Annotated in this window: 18 protein-coding genes; 11 read left to right on the forward strand and 7 right to left on the reverse strand. The window is 44.4% G+C overall.

Going from position 1 to position 16,844, the window contains the following annotated elements:
- The first annotated feature begins 14 nt into the window (after positions 1-14).
- Complete coding sequence (gene eno / locus PUN35_RS19030) at positions 15-1,307, forward strand: phosphopyruvate hydratase (RefSeq protein WP_003228333.1); 1,293 nt, start codon at positions 15-17, stop codon at positions 1,305-1,307.
- Positions 1,308-1,350: 43 nt separating this feature from the next.
- On the opposite strand, the gene PUN35_RS19035 is transcribed toward eno, so the two are convergent.
- Entirely contained in the window at positions 1,351-1,818 is a 468-nt protein-coding gene (locus tag PUN35_RS19035; protein WP_072592558.1) for a GNAT family N-acetyltransferase, read from the reverse strand.
- 127 nt (positions 1,819-1,945) lie between these two features.
- Here PUN35_RS19035 and PUN35_RS19040 point away from each other — a divergent pair, with 127 nt between their 5' ends.
- Positions 1,946-3,760 (forward strand): zinc ribbon domain-containing protein, encoded by a 1,815-nt coding sequence (locus tag PUN35_RS19040; protein WP_014480916.1) that lies wholly within the window; start codon positions 1,946-1,948, stop codon positions 3,758-3,760.
- Between the two features lie 35 nt (positions 3,761-3,795).
- On the opposite strand, the gene PUN35_RS19045 is transcribed toward PUN35_RS19040, so the two are convergent.
- Complete coding sequence (locus tag PUN35_RS19045; RefSeq protein WP_014480915.1) at positions 3,796-4,494, reverse strand: zinc ribbon domain-containing protein; 699 nt, start codon at positions 4,492-4,494, stop codon at positions 3,796-3,798.
- A 131-nt stretch (positions 4,495-4,625) separates the two neighbouring features.
- Complete coding sequence (locus PUN35_RS19050) at positions 4,626-5,240, reverse strand: PH domain-containing protein (RefSeq protein ID WP_014480914.1); 615 nt, start codon at positions 5,238-5,240, stop codon at positions 4,626-4,628.
- Positions 5,241-5,389: 149 nt separating this feature from the next.
- Between PUN35_RS19050 and PUN35_RS19055 the strand changes: the two genes are divergently transcribed.
- Positions 5,390-6,025 (forward strand): NAAT family transporter, encoded by a 636-nt coding sequence (locus tag PUN35_RS19055; protein ID WP_031600965.1) that lies wholly within the window; start codon positions 5,390-5,392, stop codon positions 6,023-6,025.
- A gap of 16 nt (positions 6,026-6,041) precedes the next feature.
- Here PUN35_RS19055 and opcR read toward each other — a convergent pair whose 3' ends face one another.
- On the reverse strand, positions 6,042-6,599 hold the full coding sequence (gene opcR, locus PUN35_RS19060; RefSeq protein ID WP_003228345.1) for an opuC operon transcriptional regulator OpcR: 558 nt from the start codon (positions 6,597-6,599) through the stop codon (positions 6,042-6,044).
- Positions 6,600-6,862: 263 nt separating this feature from the next.
- Between opcR and opuCA the strand changes: the two genes are divergently transcribed.
- Genes opuCA through opuCD form a run of 4 tightly spaced genes read left to right on the forward strand, consistent with a single transcriptional unit; the run spans position 6,863 to position 10,304 of the window.
- Positions 6,863-8,005, forward strand: coding sequence for an osmoprotectant ABC transporter ATP-binding protein OpuCA (opuCA, locus tag PUN35_RS19065; protein WP_014480912.1), 1,143 nt, complete (start codon positions 6,863-6,865; stop codon positions 8,003-8,005).
- 22 nt (positions 8,006-8,027) lie between these two features.
- Entirely contained in the window at positions 8,028-8,681 is a 654-nt protein-coding gene (opuCB, locus tag PUN35_RS19070) for a glycine betaine/carnitine/choline/choline sulfate ABC transporter permease OpuCB (RefSeq protein ID WP_003228349.1), read from the forward strand.
- Positions 8,682-8,700: 19 nt separating this feature from the next.
- Entirely contained in the window at positions 8,701-9,612 is a 912-nt protein-coding gene (opuCC, locus tag PUN35_RS19075; protein ID WP_031600963.1) for an osmoprotectant ABC transporter substrate-binding lipoprotein OpuCC, read from the forward strand.
- 17 nt (positions 9,613-9,629) lie between these two features.
- A complete protein-coding gene (opuCD, locus tag PUN35_RS19080) occupies positions 9,630-10,304 on the forward strand; it encodes a glycine betaine/carnitine/choline/choline sulfate ABC transporter permease OpuCD (RefSeq protein WP_014478003.1) in 675 nt (224 codons plus the stop codon).
- 31 nt (positions 10,305-10,335) lie between these two features.
- Here the strand turns inward: opuCD and PUN35_RS19085 are convergent, their stop codons facing one another.
- Positions 10,336-10,869 (reverse strand): GbsR/MarR family transcriptional regulator, encoded by a 534-nt coding sequence (locus PUN35_RS19085; protein WP_014480910.1) that lies wholly within the window; start codon positions 10,867-10,869, stop codon positions 10,336-10,338.
- 283 nt (positions 10,870-11,152) lie between these two features.
- Here PUN35_RS19085 and opuBA point away from each other — a divergent pair, with 283 nt between their 5' ends.
- Genes opuBA through opuBD form a run of 4 tightly spaced genes read left to right on the forward strand, consistent with a single transcriptional unit; the run spans position 11,153 to position 14,597 of the window.
- Positions 11,153-12,298 carry a choline ABC transporter ATP-binding protein OpuBA gene (opuBA, locus tag PUN35_RS19090; protein WP_014480909.1) on the forward strand — a complete coding sequence of 382 codons (1,146 nt, stop codon included), beginning with the start codon at positions 11,153-11,155 and terminating at the stop codon, positions 12,296-12,298.
- 16 nt (positions 12,299-12,314) lie between these two features.
- Positions 12,315-12,968: a choline ABC transporter permease OpuBB gene (opuBB, locus tag PUN35_RS19095; RefSeq protein ID WP_003228370.1), complete on the forward strand. Its 654-nt coding sequence runs from the start codon at positions 12,315-12,317 to the stop codon at positions 12,966-12,968.
- Between the two features lie 11 nt (positions 12,969-12,979).
- Positions 12,980-13,900 (forward strand): choline ABC transporter substrate-binding lipoprotein OpuBC, encoded by a 921-nt coding sequence (gene opuBC, locus PUN35_RS19100; protein WP_014480908.1) that lies wholly within the window; start codon positions 12,980-12,982, stop codon positions 13,898-13,900.
- 16 nt (positions 13,901-13,916) lie between these two features.
- Positions 13,917-14,597, forward strand: a complete 681-nt coding sequence (opuBD, locus tag PUN35_RS19105; RefSeq protein WP_014480907.1) for a choline ABC transporter permease OpuBD — start codon at positions 13,917-13,919, stop codon at positions 14,595-14,597.
- Between the two features lie 40 nt (positions 14,598-14,637).
- Here the strand turns inward: opuBD and PUN35_RS19110 are convergent, their stop codons facing one another.
- Both PUN35_RS19110 and catR read right to left on the reverse strand, forming a co-directional pair.
- Positions 14,638-16,338 carry a methyl-accepting chemotaxis protein gene (locus tag PUN35_RS19110; protein WP_014480906.1) on the reverse strand — a complete coding sequence of 567 codons (1,701 nt, stop codon included), beginning with the start codon at positions 16,336-16,338 and terminating at the stop codon, positions 14,638-14,640.
- A 127-nt stretch (positions 16,339-16,465) separates the two neighbouring features.
- Positions 16,466-16,792 (reverse strand): catDE operon transcriptional regulator CatR, encoded by a 327-nt coding sequence (gene catR, locus PUN35_RS19115; protein WP_003242888.1) that lies wholly within the window; start codon positions 16,790-16,792, stop codon positions 16,466-16,468.
- Between the last annotated feature and the right edge of the window lie 52 nt (positions 16,793-16,844).

Genomic DNA, 16,844 nt, shown 5'->3' on the forward strand with positions numbered 1-16,844 from the left:
GAGAGACAAAACTCATGCCATACATTGTTGATGTTTATGCACGCGAAGTATTAGACTCCCGCGGCAACCCAACAGTTGAAGTTGAAGTATATACAGAAACAGGAGCTTTCGGCCGCGCATTAGTGCCAAGCGGAGCTTCTACAGGTGAATACGAAGCGGTTGAGCTTCGTGACGGCGACAAAGACCGTTACCTTGGAAAAGGCGTGTTAACAGCTGTTAACAACGTAAACGAAATCATTGCTCCAGAGCTTCTTGGCTTTGATGTAACTGAACAAAACGCAATCGATCAGCTTTTAATCGAGCTTGACGGTACTGAAAACAAAGGTAAACTTGGTGCGAACGCAATCCTTGGCGTATCTATGGCTTGTGCGCGTGCTGCTGCTGATTTCTTACAGATTCCTCTTTACCAATACCTTGGAGGATTCAACTCAAAAACGCTTCCTGTACCGATGATGAACATCGTAAACGGCGGAGAGCATGCTGATAACAACGTGGATATTCAAGAATTCATGATCATGCCTGTAGGTGCTCCTAACTTCCGTGAAGCACTTCGCATGGGCGCTCAAATCTTCCACAGCCTGAAATCAGTATTAAGCGCAAAAGGCTTAAACACTGCTGTAGGTGACGAAGGCGGATTCGCTCCAAACCTTGGTTCTAACGAAGAAGCGCTTCAAACAATCGTTGAAGCAATCGAAAAAGCCGGCTTCAAACCTGGCGAAGAAGTTAAACTTGCTATGGATGCTGCATCTTCTGAGTTCTACAACAAAGAAGACGGCAAATACCATCTGTCTGGCGAAGGCGTTGTGAAAACATCTGCTGAAATGGTTGACTGGTATGAAGAGCTTGTTTCTAAATACCCAATCATCTCGATCGAAGACGGACTTGACGAAAACGACTGGGAAGGCCACAAGCTTCTTACTGAGCGTCTTGGCAAAAAAGTTCAGCTTGTTGGTGACGACCTCTTCGTTACAAACACGAAAAAACTTTCTGAAGGTATTAAAAACGGCGTAGGCAACTCTATCCTGATCAAAGTAAACCAAATCGGTACATTGACTGAAACATTCGATGCGATCGAAATGGCGAAACGCGCAGGCTACACAGCTGTTATCTCTCACCGTTCTGGTGAAACTGAAGACAGCACAATCGCTGACATCGCTGTGGCAACAAACGCAGGACAAATCAAAACAGGTGCTCCGTCTCGTACGGACCGTGTTGCGAAATACAACCAGCTTCTTCGCATCGAAGATCAGTTGGCTGAAACTGCTCAATACCACGGTATCAACTCTTTCTACAACTTAAACAAGTAATAAAATGACCGCCGGGATTTTCTCGGCGGCTTTTTTTATGCTTTCAGAGATCCAAATAAAGCCTCACCATATCACGGCATTGAATGCCGTTTTCAAAAATCTCCTCGTCGTAGTGTCTGATAAAAAAATCATGGTCGATCGCTTGAAGGCGAAATCCGCATTTTTGATATAGAGACAATTGATGGATGCTTGAATTTCCAGTACCTATTTCAATCACCTTTGCTCCCATGTGTTTCGCTTTTTCAATGGCGTCGAGGATAAGAAGCTTGCCAATGCCCTGTTTTTGCATTGTTTGTTTTACTGCGATGTTAACGATTTCTACCGTTTGTGGCCTAGTTGTGATGATCACGTATACACCAGCTAATTCGCCTGATATATAACCTGTGTAGCATTCTCCTCTGACCAAGTAGTCATCAACAATTTCTTTTGACGGATCGGCGAGCAGCAGAAGCTCATACAGCGGTTGATCAAAGTTTGTTGCTTTTTGAATGGTGAGGTGTTGCATTATCATTCCACCTTTTCATAGTTTATAGAGATATTTTCATGATTTTCTCCAATTTCTTACCATTCTATTATAAAATATGTAACATAGGAAATAAGCACAAAATATAGCGGGTAACAAACAGGAGGAAAGCCACATGTTTTGTAAGGAATGCGGTCAAAAAAATAATGAAGGAGCCAAGTTTTGTAAACAATGCGGCACCCCGGTCGGAGGGGGCAGCAAACAGGCGAATCAAGAAACAGCTAGCACTGCAGAAACAAGGCAGGCTCCGCGAAAACCGATCCCTAAGAAAACCATCATTTTATGGAGCAGCATTGCAGCAGCGTGCGTTATATTATTCGCCGCATATAAAACCGGAGCGTACTTTACTTCAAAGGATAGGTTAGTCGACAAGTTTGAACAGGCCGTAAATGATGAGGATCAGGACCAAATCGCGACTCTGCTTACACCGGTAAATGACAAGCTGAAGCTCACTAAAAATAATGTAAAACCGTTTCTTACATATTTGAAGGATCATCCAGACAAAAAAGATGAACTTTTTGCATCGCTGCGTGATGAAACAGCCCAGAAGGATATCGTATATGCAGAAAAAGACGGGAAAAGCCTGCTGGTATTTGACCATTACGACTTAAAAGTAGCACCTGTTTATTTTGAAGTGAGCAGCAATTATAAAAATACCGATCTATATGTCAATAAAGAGGAAGCCGGATCTGTAAAGAAAGCAGATCAAGCACAAACTCTCGGTCCGTACATTCCCGGCGAATATACAGTCTCAGCCAAACTGACAAACGATGTCGTTGACCTTGTGAAAAAGGAAGACATTCAGGCGGTTGGCGATAGCAGCTTTCGTGTTGATCTCTCATTGGAAGCAGACGATGTGACATTCAGCTTAGCGGATGACATCAAGAGCGGGAAGGGAGATTTGCTGATTAACGGCAAGTCGATTCATAAAGATCCATTCAAATCCGTAACATATGGTCCGCTGCTGACAGATGGATCAATGACAGCTTCAGTCGAGGCAGAATTTCCGTGGGGAAAAACAAAAACTGCCGGCGTTCCGATCGATGACAACGAAATGAAGTTAACGTTAATTCCTGATCAAGATACACAGGAACAGATTATGAACACGATTGTCAAAACAACAAAACAATACTCCAAAGCTCTATCTGATGGGAATATAGCCCAGATGACAGAGGCAAGTGCCAATTGGAAGGCAGAGACGAAGGACACCGTCGATTCTATGAAAAGCGCGGATTCATACTTAAAAGATAGATACTTGGAAACTGATTTTGACCTGGACACATTTGCCCTCTCTCAAAAAAACGACGGGACGTGGCAGGTATCGGTAACAGGAAAAGAACTCCACCAGTCTTCTACGTATAACGACTATACAAAATCTGAAATGACTGACGACAGTCCGAGTTATGAATATCTTCTTTCATATGATAAAAAACAGAAAAAGTGGATTTTCGAAGATGCAGAATCAACATTCGAATCTGCAGGCACAAATATAAAGAAAATCAAAAATGATAAACCAGAGACATACACTTCCGCCTGGGCTGGCTCGAAAAACAAAGGCAGTGAAAGCTCTGCAAGCGGCAATGTTACAGATGAACAAGTGACATTATTTATGGGCAGTTATCTGCAAAGTCAGGCAGATGCCGTGAATCAAAATAATTTCTCACTAATGGAAGACAGCCTTGAAAAAGGCAGTTCCCTTTATTCCGACCAGCAGCATCTCGTGGCGAAACTAAATAAAGAGGGGACAACAGAAGACTTTAATAACTATGAAGTGAAAAGCTGGAGCCAAAATGGGTCGGCTGTCACAATTAAAACATACGAAGAATTCGAAATCACAAAATCAGGCGGCAGTCCAAAGCTCAGAACATATAACTGGACCTATACCGGCGTAGTGAAGAACGGAAGAATTTACTTAACGTCTATTCAATAAAACAACCCCATCACCAGCAGGTGATGGGGTTGTTTTTAAAAGAGCATATAACGGAAAATTTCTTTGACATAGTGTTCGATAATAAGCTGAAATGTAACGCAGATGATCAGATAAATCACAATCGTTGAGTAAATGACATCAATTTTCCCTTTATATGAATGCTGGTAACTGCCCAGCATCGCAGGAGGAATGGCGAAGAATGCACCGATTAAACCAACGGCTAATATGGTAAAGCAAATGTCTGTATGTAATAAAAAGAAGAAAAGGGCAAGAATCAAAATAGCCGTAAACGGTATGAGAAACGCTCCGAATCTTGAGAATGAATCCTTGAAAGACACTTGGTTTCCCGCGATTTTCAGGGCGAAAAAGATGCATGCATGCAGGCCAAATAGAAATAAAATAAAATAAATGGTTGGCTCTAAGAAGATTGCTGTAAAACTTGCGCTTCCGGGACCGTCTGAAAAAAGAATATAAAACATCAAAGGGGTCAGCAAACTGAAAAGAACCATCGTAATGATTGCGCTGATCAGCTGCTCTCCGCCTGTTGTTTTACATTCCTGATAAGGGCGTTTCAGGACGGATAAGACAAATGAACCGAACTGTTTTGCTGCTTGTTTTGCAGCGGCTCCAGTTTGAGCTGCATGCTGGTAGCCTGATTGACCGGGGAGCGGTGATCCGCATTTCTCACAAAAATTTCCGCCATCTGTTTGATGGCCGCATTGAGGACAATACATAAAATAACTCCTTTACCTGTAATATAGGGAAAATAGACTGATAGTTTTATTATAAAAGAAAAAAGTTGTAAAGTAATCAATATTCATACAAAAAAAGACACGAGGCCGATAGCAGCTGTGTCTTTTTTTATCTAGTTATTCATATATTTCTCAAATACATCCCCAAAATCCTTAATATGATACTGCGAGCGAACGGATGTCAGCCAAGTGAATCCGAATTTGGTCAGCTCTTTGTATTGCGTTTCAATATTGACGTGCTCAGGGCGGGTATGGTGAAGAATCGTCACTGCTTTATCTAAGCTTTGCTCCGCTTGATTGATTAAAATGTCATTTTCATAGGTTGTTTCAGCGATGCGAAGCAGTGCTTTATAAAGGTCTTTTAACTTTTCAATCTGGTCTTTGTGGACATCAATGTCGAATTGTTCACCGCCCAGCTTGAACTTAATTTCAACATCCAAATCGACTTTTCCGGCAGTTTCAAGAAAAACGTCAGAGATTTTATATTGCGAATAAGGATAGCGTTTCAACGTTCGTTTCGAGGAAGTGGCGCGTTCGCCGTCCACATGGATCAGGGCCAGGTTCGTAAAGCAATACTCGTCTGCTTTTGTTTTAATCAAGAAATAAATTTTCTCATTATCTTCATGCATGACATAGTCATCTGCGTCTGTTTTGTCATAGTCCTGAGGTTCGATAATTTTTCCGATATCAGATAAGCCCAAGGCATCTGCCGCAATTTTTTTGAACATCTGTATACGTCCTTCCTATTCAATTGGTCACTTCATTGTAGCATGGCGCGTTTCTGACAGGCTATAAAGGTTTACCGGGAAATCACCTCCGCGTAAAAGGGGGAAGAATAATTCTATTTTCTGTGCAGACAATACCAACAAGGAGGTATATGATGTTCTCATTCATCGTTCACGTTCTCATTTCTTTATTCGCAGTATCGAATCCGATCGGAAACGTACCGATATTTCTGACGCTGACAGAAGGCTATACTGCAGCGGAAAGAAAAGCGATTGCCCGGAAGGCAGCTATTTTATCCTTTTTTATTCTCGCAGCTTTTTTGTTTTTCGGTCATCTTATCTTTAAACTGTTTGATATCAACATTCACGCGCTACGAGTGGCGGGCGGCATATTCATTTTCGGCATTGCCTATAATCTATTGAATGCGAAAGAATCCCATGTGCAATCTCTTCACCATGATGAACATAAGGAAAGCAAGGAAAAAGCGGATATATCAGTCACACCTTTATCCATTCCGATCATTGCTGGGCCCGGAACGATTGCAACAGTGATGAGCCTTTCCGCCGGACATAGCGGCATTGGTCATTATGCGGCTGTCATGATCGGCATAGCCGCCGTTATTGCCCTGACCTTTCTCTTTTTCCACTATTCTGCTTTTATCAGCAGCAAACTCGGAAAAACTGAGATGAATGTGATTACCAGACTGATGGGATTAATCTTAGCCGTGGTTGCGGTCGGGATGATTGGTGCGGGGCTGAAAGGCATGTTTCCGATCTTAACCTCATGATGCAAAAAGCAGCTCCTTATTTTAGAGAGCTGCTTTCTTTTGTTTTTGGCACGTACCGAAAGACTTCCTCACTCTCAAAAAATTCAATCAACCTGCTCAGCCAATCATAGTAATGAAGCCATTCTTTTAATTCATTCAGCAGCTGATTGACTTTCTCTTCCGCTTCCGGGGTAAGCCCGTCCCTTTGTAAAAGATCACTCAGTTCCCGGTTTAATTTTTTATACAGCACTTTGTTTTTGCTCACGACCTTTGTCCAATTCGCCGCAAATAAAGAAATGAAGGTTTGATAATAATCCTGCTCGACGTCATAAAGGTCTTTTCGTACGCCTTTTTCAAACACCTTTTCGGCGATATTGGCATCGATCATTTCCCGGACAACCTGGCTCATCCGTGTTTTGCTCATGCCCGTTGCCTCAGAGAGCTCGCTTAAGGTCATCGGTTTTCGATTCATATAAATAATTCCGAGCACACGTCCGACAGTTGAAGGCATTCCAAACGTATGCATATTTTCGGCAATCTTCTCAATGAGATGCTCTTCAGCATGTTCAATGATGTCGAGAGCGGTTTTTTTCACAGCTGATCATCCCTTCAAATGGCAATTGATGGTGTCAATATATCATATTTCTTCCTGGTGTTGAAAATAGCTGAATGCAGAGGAAGTGGGAGGTATCCGGCGTAATTGTAAGAACACCCTTTCCGTCTCGGTCATAACAATAAATAATCTATAAATAACATATAATTTCAACACATTATAAACTTTTTATTTTACAAAGTTCAAACTATAATAAGGATTATACTTTTCAGAAAATTTAAAGGAAACCTGCGGAGGTGCACGGATTGCTGAAATTGGAACAAGTGTCAAAAGTATATAAAGGCGGCAAAAAAGCTGTGAACAGCATTGATTTAGATATTGCCAAAGGTGAATTTATCTGTTTTATCGGCCCGAGCGGCTGCGGAAAAACGACGACGATGAAGATGATCAACAGACTGATAGAACCATCGTCTGGAAGGATCTTTATCGACGGAGAAAATATTATGGAACAGGACCCGGTTGAGCTGAGGAGAAAAATCGGCTATGTGATTCAGCAGATTGGTTTGTTCCCCCATATGACCATCCAGCAGAACATCTCACTCGTACCAAAGCTGCTGAAATGGCCTGAGGAAAAGCGGAAAGAACGGGCGCGCGAGCTGTTAAAGCTTGTGGATATGGGCCCGGAGTATTTAGACCGTTATCCGTATGAGCTCAGCGGCGGACAGCAGCAGAGAATCGGCGTGCTGCGCGCCCTGGCAGCGGAACCCCCTCTCATTTTAATGGATGAACCGTTCGGAGCGCTTGATCCGATTACGCGTGATTCCCTTCAGGAAGAATTCAAAAAACTGCAGAGAACCTTAAACAAAACGATTGTGTTTGTAACCCACGATATGGATGAAGCGATTAAGCTTGCTGACAGGATTGTGATATTAAAAGCGGGAGAAATCGTTCAAGTCGGCACACCTGATGAGATTCTTCGAAACCCGGCAAATGAGTTTGTTGAAGAATTTATCGGGAAAGAGCGCCTGATTCAGTCAAGACCGGATATCGAGCGGGTAGAGCAAATGATGAACAGAACGCCGGTGACGGTATCTGCGGACAAAACGCTTTCTCAGGCGATTCAGCTGATGAGAGAAAAACGTGTTGACTCGCTGCTCGTTGTGGACCGGCAAAACGTGCTGAAGGGCTATGTTGATGTGGAAATGATTGATCAAAACCGCAAAAAAGCGAGCATCGTTGGCGACGTATACCGTTCAGATATATATACCGTTCAAAAAGGGGCGCTTCTTCGCGATACAGTCCGAAAAATTTTGAAGCAGGGGATCAAGTATGTTCCGGTGGTCGATGAACAGAACCATTTAGCAGGGATTGTGACAAGAGCGAGCCTCGTTGATATCGTATACGATTCCATTTGGGGCGACGAGGAAAACCAGCTCATGACGATCTGACCAGGGGAGGAGCTCTTTTAAGATGAATCAAATGATGACTTTTTTGCAAACGAACGGCGGAGAGCTGCTGTATAAAACAGGAGAGCATTTATATATTTCACTCATAGCCGTTGTATTGGGCATTATCGTTGCAGTGCCGCTCGGCGTTGCTCTTACCAGAATGAAAAAAGGCGCAGGTGCGGTAATCGGTTTCGTAAACATTGTGCAAACCCTGCCGAGTCTGGCGATTTTAGCCTTTTTTATTCCGCTTCTCGGCGTAGGAAAAGTGCCTGCGATTGTCGCTTTATTTTTCTATTCGGTGCTGCCGATCCTGCGCAATACGTATACCGGCATTAAAGGTGTAAATAAAAACCTCCTGGAATCGGGGAAAGGGATTGGCATGACCGGCTGGGAGCAGATTCGGCTCGTTGAAATCCCGCTGGCGATTCCCATCATCATGGCGGGGATCCGCACATCAACGATCTATCTAATTGGCTGGGCGACACTTGCGTCGTTTATCGGGGGAGGCGGCCTCGGGGACTATATTTTTATCGGACTGAACCTATACCAGCCTGAATATATCATTGGCGGTGCCGTGCCTGTCACAATTCTGGCAATTATTATTGATTATGTGCTGGCTGTGACAGAACGAAAGGTGACGCCGAAAGGCTTGCAAGGGATGAAGGAAGTTTCGTAAGGAGTTGGCACTGTTGAAAATGACAAAAATCAAATGGCTTGGCGCGTTTGCTCTCGTCTTTGTCATGCTGCTAGGCGGCTGCTCTCTGCCGGGTCTCGGCGGCGCTTCTGACGACACGATCAAAATCGGGGCGCAAAGCATGACAGAATCAGAAATTTTAGCGAATATGATCGCGCAGCTTATTGAACATGATACAGATTTGAATACCGCTTTAGTGAAAAACCTCGGCTCAAACTATGTTCAGCACCAAGCGATGCTGGGCGGTGACATTGATATTTCAGCCACGCGCTATTCCGGAACAGATTTAACAAGCACCCTCGGCAAGGAAGCGGAGAAAGATCCGAAAAAAGCGCTGAACATTGTGCAGAACGAGTTTCAAAAGCGCTTTTCTTATAAATGGTTTGATTCCTACGGCTTTGATAACACGTATGCCTTCACCGTAACAAAAAAGTTTGCGGAAAATGAGCATATTAACACCGTGTCCGACCTGAAAAAAAATGCCTCCCAATATAAATTAGGCGTCGACAATGCCTGGCTGAAACGGAAAGGCGACGGATATAAAGGCTTTGTCAGCACATATGGCTTTGAATTCGGCACAACTTATCCGATGCAGATCGGGCTTGTCTATGACGCAGTCAAAAACGGGAAAATGGACGCCGTTTTGGCTTATTCAACGGATGGACGGATTAAAGCATACGATCTGAAAATCTTAAAAGACGATAAGCGTTTCTTCCCGCCGTATGACTGTTCACCGGTGATTCCGGAAAAGGTGCTTAAGGAGCATCCGGAGCTTGAGGGTGTGATCAATAAGCTGATTGGGCAAATCGACACGGAAACGATGCAGGAACTTAATTATGAAGTGGATGGCAAGCTGAAGGAGCCGTCTGTCGTAGCAAAGGAATTTTTAGAGAAACATCATTATTTTGACTAAGAAAAGAGGTGGATCATATGGAAGTACTACAGCAGCTTGGCACATACTATTCGCAAAACGGCGGTTATGTGCTGCAGGAGTTTTACCGCCATTTTCTGATGTCGGTATACGGCGTTTTATTTGCCGCCATTGTTGGAATTCCGCTCGGCATCCTGATAGCCAGATACAGAAGATTAAGCGGATGGGTTTTTGCGGTCACGAACGTCATTCAGACGATCCCGGCTCTCGCCATGCTTGCCGTGCTGATGCTTGTCATGGGGCTGGGCGCTAATACGGTGATATTGTCATTATTTCTGTATTCTCTTCTGCCGATTATCAGAAATACGTATACAGGGATTATCAGTATTGAGCACGCCTATCTTGAATCCGGAAAAGCAATGGGGATGACAAAATTTCAAGTGCTGCGGATGGTCGAGCTTCCGCTTGCGCTTTCGGTCATAATGGCCGGCCTGCGCACCGCGCTTGTCATTGCCATCGGCATTACGGCCATCGGGACATTTGTCGGTGCAGGCGGTCTCGGGGACATCATCGTCAGGGGATCAAACGCCACAAACGGAACCGCGATTATATTAGCGGGAGCGATCCCCACAGCTCTGATGGCGGTGATTGCCGATTTGGTCATGGGCTGGCTTGAACGAGCATTAAGCCCGATTAAAAAGAGAAAGAAGAAAAATCTGGCAGGTGCCGCATAAGAAAAAACGCCTTGTAATGACAGGGCGTTTTTTACGGCTTCGGCACATATTTAAAAATTTCTTCGCTCTCAAAAAACTCAATCAAACGGCTGAGCCAATTATAATAATCAAGCCATTCCTTTAATTCTTTCAGCAGTTCATTCACTTTTTCTTCCGCTTCAGGAGTAAGCTCTTCATCCAACACGCTAAGCAGCTCCCGATTGAGTTTTTTATGCATCATTTTGTTTTTGCTGACGACTTTGCTCCAGGTGGCAGAAAACAGCGTGATAAATGTTTGATAGTAGTCCTGCTCAACCTCATATAAATCTTTTCGCACGCCTTTTTCGAACACCTTCTCGGCAATGTTGGCATCAAGCATTTCCCGCACTACCTGGCTCATGCGTGTTTTGCTCATGCCGGTGGCCTCAGATAATTCCGTAAGCGTCATCGGTTTTCGATTCATATAAATAATGCCCAGCACACGTCCGACGGTAGAGGGCATTCCAAATGCATGCATGTTTTCCGCGATTTTTTCTATAAAATGGTCCTCGGCTTGTTCAATGATCGTTAACGGATCTTTCTCCAACGGTTTCATCCTTTCAGCTAACAATTCCGATGTCAATATACCACATTTTTGATACGGCGAAAATGCTGTCAAAAGAGAATTTGGCAGGAAATTGGAGCAATAAGGAGATCAACACACGTCAATGCGGGTAAATCAGCGTTTACACATACTTCATAAATAATATGAACAAATTGTAAACTTTTTATTTTATAAACTTTATTCTATAATGGGAAGCATTCAATTGTCTGAAAAATTAAATTAAAACTGAACAAATTGAATAAACTTAATTTTGGAGGTGCGATGTTTGCTGACATTAGAAAATGTCTCGAAAACATACAAGGGCGGCAAAAAAGCTGTGAACAACGTAAATCTTAAGATTGCAAAAGGCGAATTTATCTGCTTTATCGGGCCGAGCGGCTGCGGAAAAACGACAACAATGAAAATGATTAACCGATTAATTGAGCCTTCCGCCGGAAAGATTTTCATTGACGGCGAAAACATCATGGACCAGGATCCTGTAGAGCTCAGGCGCAAAATTGGCTATGTGATTCAGCAGATCGGCCTGTTTCCCCATATGACCATTCAGCAGAATATCTCACTCGTCCCAAAACTGCTGAAATGGCCGGAGCAGCAGCGGAAAGAACGGGCGCGTGAGCTTTTAAAATTGGTCGATATGGGGCCTGAATATGTAGACCGTTACCCTCATGAATTAAGCGGGGGGCAGCAGCAGCGTATTGGTGTATTACGGGCACTTGCCGCGGAGCCGCCGCTTATCTTAATGGATGAACCGTTTGGGGCACTCGACCCGATTACGAGGGATTCCCTCCAGGAAGAATTTAAAAAACTGCAAAAAACCTTACATAAAACCATCGTATTTGTTACCCACGATATGGATGAAGCGATTAAGCTGGCAGACCGGATTGTGATTTTAAAAGCGGGAGAAATCGTTCAAGTTGGAACGCCCGATGACATTTTAAGAAATCCGGCAGACGAATTTGTTGAGGAATTTATCGGCAAGGAGCGGCTGATTCAGTCATCCAGCCCGGATGTTGAACGGGTTGACCAGATTATGAACACACAGCCTGTAACGATCACCGCGGATAAAACGCTTTCTGAGGCCATTCAGCTGATGAGGCAGGAACGGGTCGATTCATTGCTGGTCGTCGATGACGAGCACGTTCTGCAAGGCTATGTCGATGTTGAAATCATTGATCAATGCCGGAAAAAGGCCAATCTCATAGGTGAGGTTTTACATGAAGATATATACACAGTACTGGGCGGCACACTGCTGCGCGACACGGTCCGCAAAATTTTAAAACGGGGTGTCAAATATGTTCCCGTTGTGGATGAAGACCGACGCCTGATCGGAATTGTGACGAGGGCAAGTCTGGTCGACATCGTGTATGACTCCCTCTGGGGAGAAGAAAAGCAGCTCGCAGCATTGTCATAGGGAGGGGCGATAAGTCATGCATCATATTGTTCAATTTTTGCAAACCAATGGGGGCGAGCTTCTTTATAAAACATACGAGCATATTACGATATCGCTCATTGCTGTGATCTTAGGTGTGCTGGTTGCCGTCCCCCTCGGAGTTGTGCTTACCAGAATGAAAAAAGGAGCCGGCACCATTATCGGCATTGTCAATATCATTCAGACGCTGCCGAGTCTGGCCATCCTCGCTTTTTTTATTCCGCTCCTTGGTGTAGGGAAGGTTCCGGCCATTGTGGCTTTGTTTTTCTATTCCGTATTGCCGATTCTTCGCAACACGTATACCGGCATTCGCGGCGTCAACAAAAATCTGCTCGAGTCTGGTAAAGGAATCGGAATGACGCCGGCTGAACAAGTCCGCTTGGTGGAGCTGCCGCTTGCCGCACCAGTAATCATGGCGGGAATCAGAACATCGACGATTTACTTAATCGGCTGGGCCACGCTTGCTTCCTTTATCGGAGGCGGCGGATTGGGTGATTACATTTTTATCGGACTGAATTTATATCAGCCGGAATATATCATCGGGGGCGCGGTACCTGTCACGATATTGGCAATTGTGATTGATTATGTGCTGGCAGTTGCTGAACGAAAACTGACACCTGCCGGCATGCAGAGATTGAAGGAATTGTCATAAGGAGGCGGCTCATGAAAAGAAAATATCTCAAATTAATGATAGGTTTAGTACTTGCGGCAACGCTGACGCTGAGCGGCTGTTCGCTTCCTGGTCTCAGCGCTGCTGCAGACCAGACCATTAAAATCGGCGCGCAAAGCATGAGCGAATCAGAAATCATCGCCAGCATGCTTGGCCAGTTGATCGAACACCATACTGATCTCAAAACAACAACGATTAAAAATCTTGGCTCCAACGCGGTGCAGCAGCAGGCTTTAATGAACGGGGAAATTGACATTGCGGCCACAAGATATACGGGAGACGCGCTGACAGGCACGTTGAGAATGGAACCTGAAAAAGATCCGGACAAAGCGCTGGCGCTTACTCAGCGGGAGTTTAAAAAAAGATACAATTTAAAATGGTATAACTCCTACGGGTTTGATAATACATATGCCTTTACAGTCAGCAGGGAGCTGGCCGACCAATACCATTTAGAGACCGTATCAGACGTTAAAAAATGGGCGCCGCAATTAAAGCTGGGCGTTGATAACTATTGGATGAAGCTCAAAGGAAACGGCTATCAGGATTTTACGAAAACCTACGGCATGACATTCGGCGGCACGTATCCGATGCAGATCGGCCTTGTGTACGACGCGGTGAAAAGCGGAAAAATGGACATTGTGCTTGCGTATTCAACCGATGGAAGAATCAAGTCCTATGGTCTCAAAATGCTAAAGGATGATAAACAATTTTTCCCGCCGTACGACTGCTCTCCGGTTGTTCCGGAAAAGGTGCTCAAAGAACATCCTGAGCTTGAAGGCATCATCAAGAAAATGCTCGGAAAAATCGACACAGCCACGATGCAGGAGCTTAACTATGAAGTCGACGGCAATCTCAAAGAACCGTCTGTCGTTGCCAAGGAATATTTAGAAAAACATCGCTATTTCGAATCGTGAAAGGGGGAAGAGGTCAATGAACGTGCTTGAACAGTTAATGACGTATTACGCGCAGAATGGCAGTTACGTCATGGATGAATTCGGCCGCCACTTTCTCATGTCGGCTTACGGCGTATTGTGTGCCGCTGTCGTCGGGGTTCCGGCCGGAATCCTCATCGCGCATTTTCGCCGTTTGTCAGCCTGGGTGTTTGCCGTAACAAACGTTATTCAAACAATCCCGGCGCTCGCTATGCTGGCCGTCTTAATGCTTGTTATGGGGCTCGGCGCAAATACCGTGATTCTATCATTATTTCTGTATTCCCTGCTGCCGATTATTCGAAACACGTACACAGGCATTATCAGTATTGAACATGCCTACTTAGAATCGGGAAAAGCAATGGGCATGACGAAATTCCAAGTGCTCAGAATGGTTGAGCTCCCGCTCGCACTTTCTGTCATTATGGCGGGCCTTCGCACGGCTCTCGTCATTGCCATTGGAATTACAGCGATCGGCACATTTGTCGGTGCCGGAGGCCTTGGGGACATGATTGTCCGCGGCTCAAACGCAACAAACGGAACTGCGATTATTCTAGCCGGAGCGATACCAACTGCGGTGATGGCGGTAGGGGCGGATTTGCTCATGGCCTGGCTGGAGCGGGCATTAAGTCCGGTGAAGAAAAAAAGAACCGGGGCGAAACACGTTCAATCAGCTGCATAGAATAGAAAAAAGAGGCTGGAGTCCAGCCTCTTTTTTCTATTTAAATCGTAAACTGACCCATCTTCTCATTAAGCTCCTTGGCCAGCTGCTCAAGCTCTTCAGCATTTTGAAGCACTTGATCCATCGAATAGGCGGATTGCTCGGTTATTGAAAATGTTTCTTCAATGCCGGCGGCCGACTCTTCGGATACAGAAGCGATATTTTCAATCGATTGATTGATAGTAATCGATTGGTTTGTTAACTGCTTCAGGCCATCCGTTACTTCCTTAATGCTGTCTGCAACATGAGTGACGGATTGCTTGATATGCCGCATAGCCTGTCCGGTGTCTGTCAGGTTTTCCGTTCCTTTTTCGACTTCTGTAAAGCTGCTTTCCAAGTACGTAATGACAGTGTGGATCTCCTGCTGTGTCCCGCCTACAATCCGGGTAATATCCTGCACGGAATCAGAAACGCCGTCAGCCAGCTTTCTGACTTCATCAGCCACAACGGCGAAGCCTTTGCCGCTTTCTCCAGCGCGGGCAGCTTCAATCGCGGCGTTAAGGGACAGCAAATTCGTTTGCTCGGCAATTCCGTTGATGACTTGAACGAGCTTGTTAATATCCTGAGAATGCTGTTCCAGTGATCTCACTTTATGCACGGCTTCTTCAACAATATGATGGATGGTTTTCATTTGCTGTAATGACGTAGCCATATTTTCGTTTCCGCTTACCGCGAGTTCGAGAACGTTTTGAGACGTATCGCTGATGGTGATGCCGTGATTATAGGCTTTATCAATGCTTTCAGTGAACTCATTCATCGATTCGGCAATCGTCACCGCGTCTTGGGCCTGCTGTTCAGAGCCCTCAGCCATTTCGTTCATCGTTTCAGTAATATGTTTGCTGCCGGATCTTGTTTCATTCGTTGCGGTTGCAAGCACCTGTGAAGAAGAAAGAACCCGGCTTGATATGTCTTTAGAATATCCGACAATATCTCTCAGATTCCCTACCATTTTTTGCAGCGCTTCATTCAGATCACCCAGCTCGTCTTTTGAGTTGAGCGGCTCCATATCGTTCGACAGATCGCCTTCGGCAATATGATTGGCAGATTCCTTCATGCGAATGATAGGCTTTACAATGTTTCGCGTGATATAAAGCCAGATGAAAATGCTGATGAGGATTGATGCTGCCACAAGCAAAGCAGTGTAAATGAGCCCTTTATGATAGACGGCCTTCGTTTCTTTTACCGCTGTGTTGCTGCCTTCTTGATTTAAGTCAACAAGCTGAGTGATTGTTTTTTTCATATCCTCAAAGCTGGCCTCAGTCTGAACCAATAAACCTCTTACTTTGTCCATGTCATTCGTGCGGCCGCTTTCGATAATTTGCGCATGAATATCCATATAGGTATTCACTTCAGTTTGAAGCTGCTCGAACAGTTTCTGCTCTTTATCAGTGGAGATCGTTTTTTCGTAGTTATCGAGCTTTTGGTTAATGACTTCCATGATTTGATTCATTTCTTGATCAAGTGTATCCATTTTGCTTTTGTCTGTATAAATCAGAAAGTCCTTTTCTTTAGAAGACAGGTGCTCGGTTACATAATTAATTGAAGTGATTTCTTTGATGCCGTCAATCCATTTTGTGTTGATTTCATCTGTTTTTTGAATGATATGCTGCATATTAAGAACGCCTATTCCGCCTACAAGTAAATTGATCAGGATCAGTGTCAAAAATACCAGGCTGAATTTGCGGGAAATCGTCAGTCGCATATAGTGGTCTCCTTTAAAAACGTAATGTGTGGATGTACTATATATCGGCTGAGAAATCGTTTTCTCACCTGGGAAAAAATAAAAAACGGCTCTTTTCTCGTCTTTGAGATCAGAACCGTTTTAGCAATTAGTCAAGAAAGGAAGGGTCAATCCATTCAGTCGCCCATTTAGAAATCTCACCTAATATGGGTGCTAGTGCCTTTCCTTTATCAGTCAATGAATATTCGATGCGAACCGGAGTTTCAGGGATGACATCCCGCTTCACTACTCCTTCAAGCTCAAGTTCTTTCAGCCGTTCTGACAGAACTCTGCCGCTTAGATTTGGAAGTGCTGCTTCAATTTCGCTAAATCGCTGCGACCCGTTCAAGAGCTGAAATACGATTAAAGCGACCCAGCGTTTACTTAAGATGTCGACTGCTTTTTCAAATCTAGGACACATTTCTGATTGGTTCATACTTTTCACCTCGTCTGTCACTATTATAACGCAAATAACGAGGGAGGGTATG

Origin of the sequence: Bacillus sp. N3378-2at, from assembly GCF_033412715.1 — a bacterium.
GTDB classification, from domain to species: Bacteria; Bacillota; Bacilli; order Bacillales; family Bacillaceae; genus Bacillus; species Bacillus subtilis.

Excerpts from the sequence above, each read along its gene's own strand:
- eno (WP_003228333.1), top strand. The coding sequence starts at position 15 with ATGCCATACATTGTTGATGTTTATGCACGCGAAGTATTAGACTCCCGC.
- PUN35_RS19035 (WP_072592558.1), bottom strand. The coding sequence starts at position 1,818 with ATGATAATGCAACACCTCACCATTCAAAAAGCAACAAACTTTGATCAA.
- PUN35_RS19040 (WP_014480916.1), top strand. The coding sequence starts at position 1,946 with ATGTTTTGTAAGGAATGCGGTCAAAAAAATAATGAAGGAGCCAAGTTT.
- PUN35_RS19045 (WP_014480915.1), bottom strand. The coding sequence starts at position 4,494 with ATGTATTGTCCTCAATGCGGCCATCAAACAGATGGCGGAAATTTTTGT.
- PUN35_RS19050 (WP_014480914.1), bottom strand. The coding sequence starts at position 5,240 with ATGTTCAAAAAAATTGCGGCAGATGCCTTGGGCTTATCTGATATCGGA.
- PUN35_RS19055 (WP_031600965.1), top strand. The coding sequence starts at position 5,390 with ATGATGTTCTCATTCATCGTTCACGTTCTCATTTCTTTATTCGCAGTA.
- opuCB (WP_003228349.1), top strand. The coding sequence starts at position 8,028 with ATGAATCAAATGATGACTTTTTTGCAAACGAACGGCGGAGAGCTGCTG.
- opuCC (WP_031600963.1), top strand. The coding sequence starts at position 8,701 with ATGACAAAAATCAAATGGCTTGGCGCGTTTGCTCTCGTCTTTGTCATG.
- opuCD (WP_014478003.1), top strand. The coding sequence starts at position 9,630 with ATGGAAGTACTACAGCAGCTTGGCACATACTATTCGCAAAACGGCGGT.
- opuBB (WP_003228370.1), top strand. The coding sequence starts at position 12,315 with ATGCATCATATTGTTCAATTTTTGCAAACCAATGGGGGCGAGCTTCTT.
- opuBC (WP_014480908.1), top strand. The coding sequence starts at position 12,980 with ATGAAAAGAAAATATCTCAAATTAATGATAGGTTTAGTACTTGCGGCA.
- opuBD (WP_014480907.1), top strand. The coding sequence starts at position 13,917 with ATGAACGTGCTTGAACAGTTAATGACGTATTACGCGCAGAATGGCAGT.
- PUN35_RS19110 (WP_014480906.1), bottom strand. The coding sequence starts at position 16,338 with ATGCGACTGACGATTTCCCGCAAATTCAGCCTGGTATTTTTGACACTG.
- catR (WP_003242888.1), bottom strand. The coding sequence starts at position 16,792 with ATGAACCAATCAGAAATGTGTCCTAGATTTGAAAAAGCAGTCGACATC.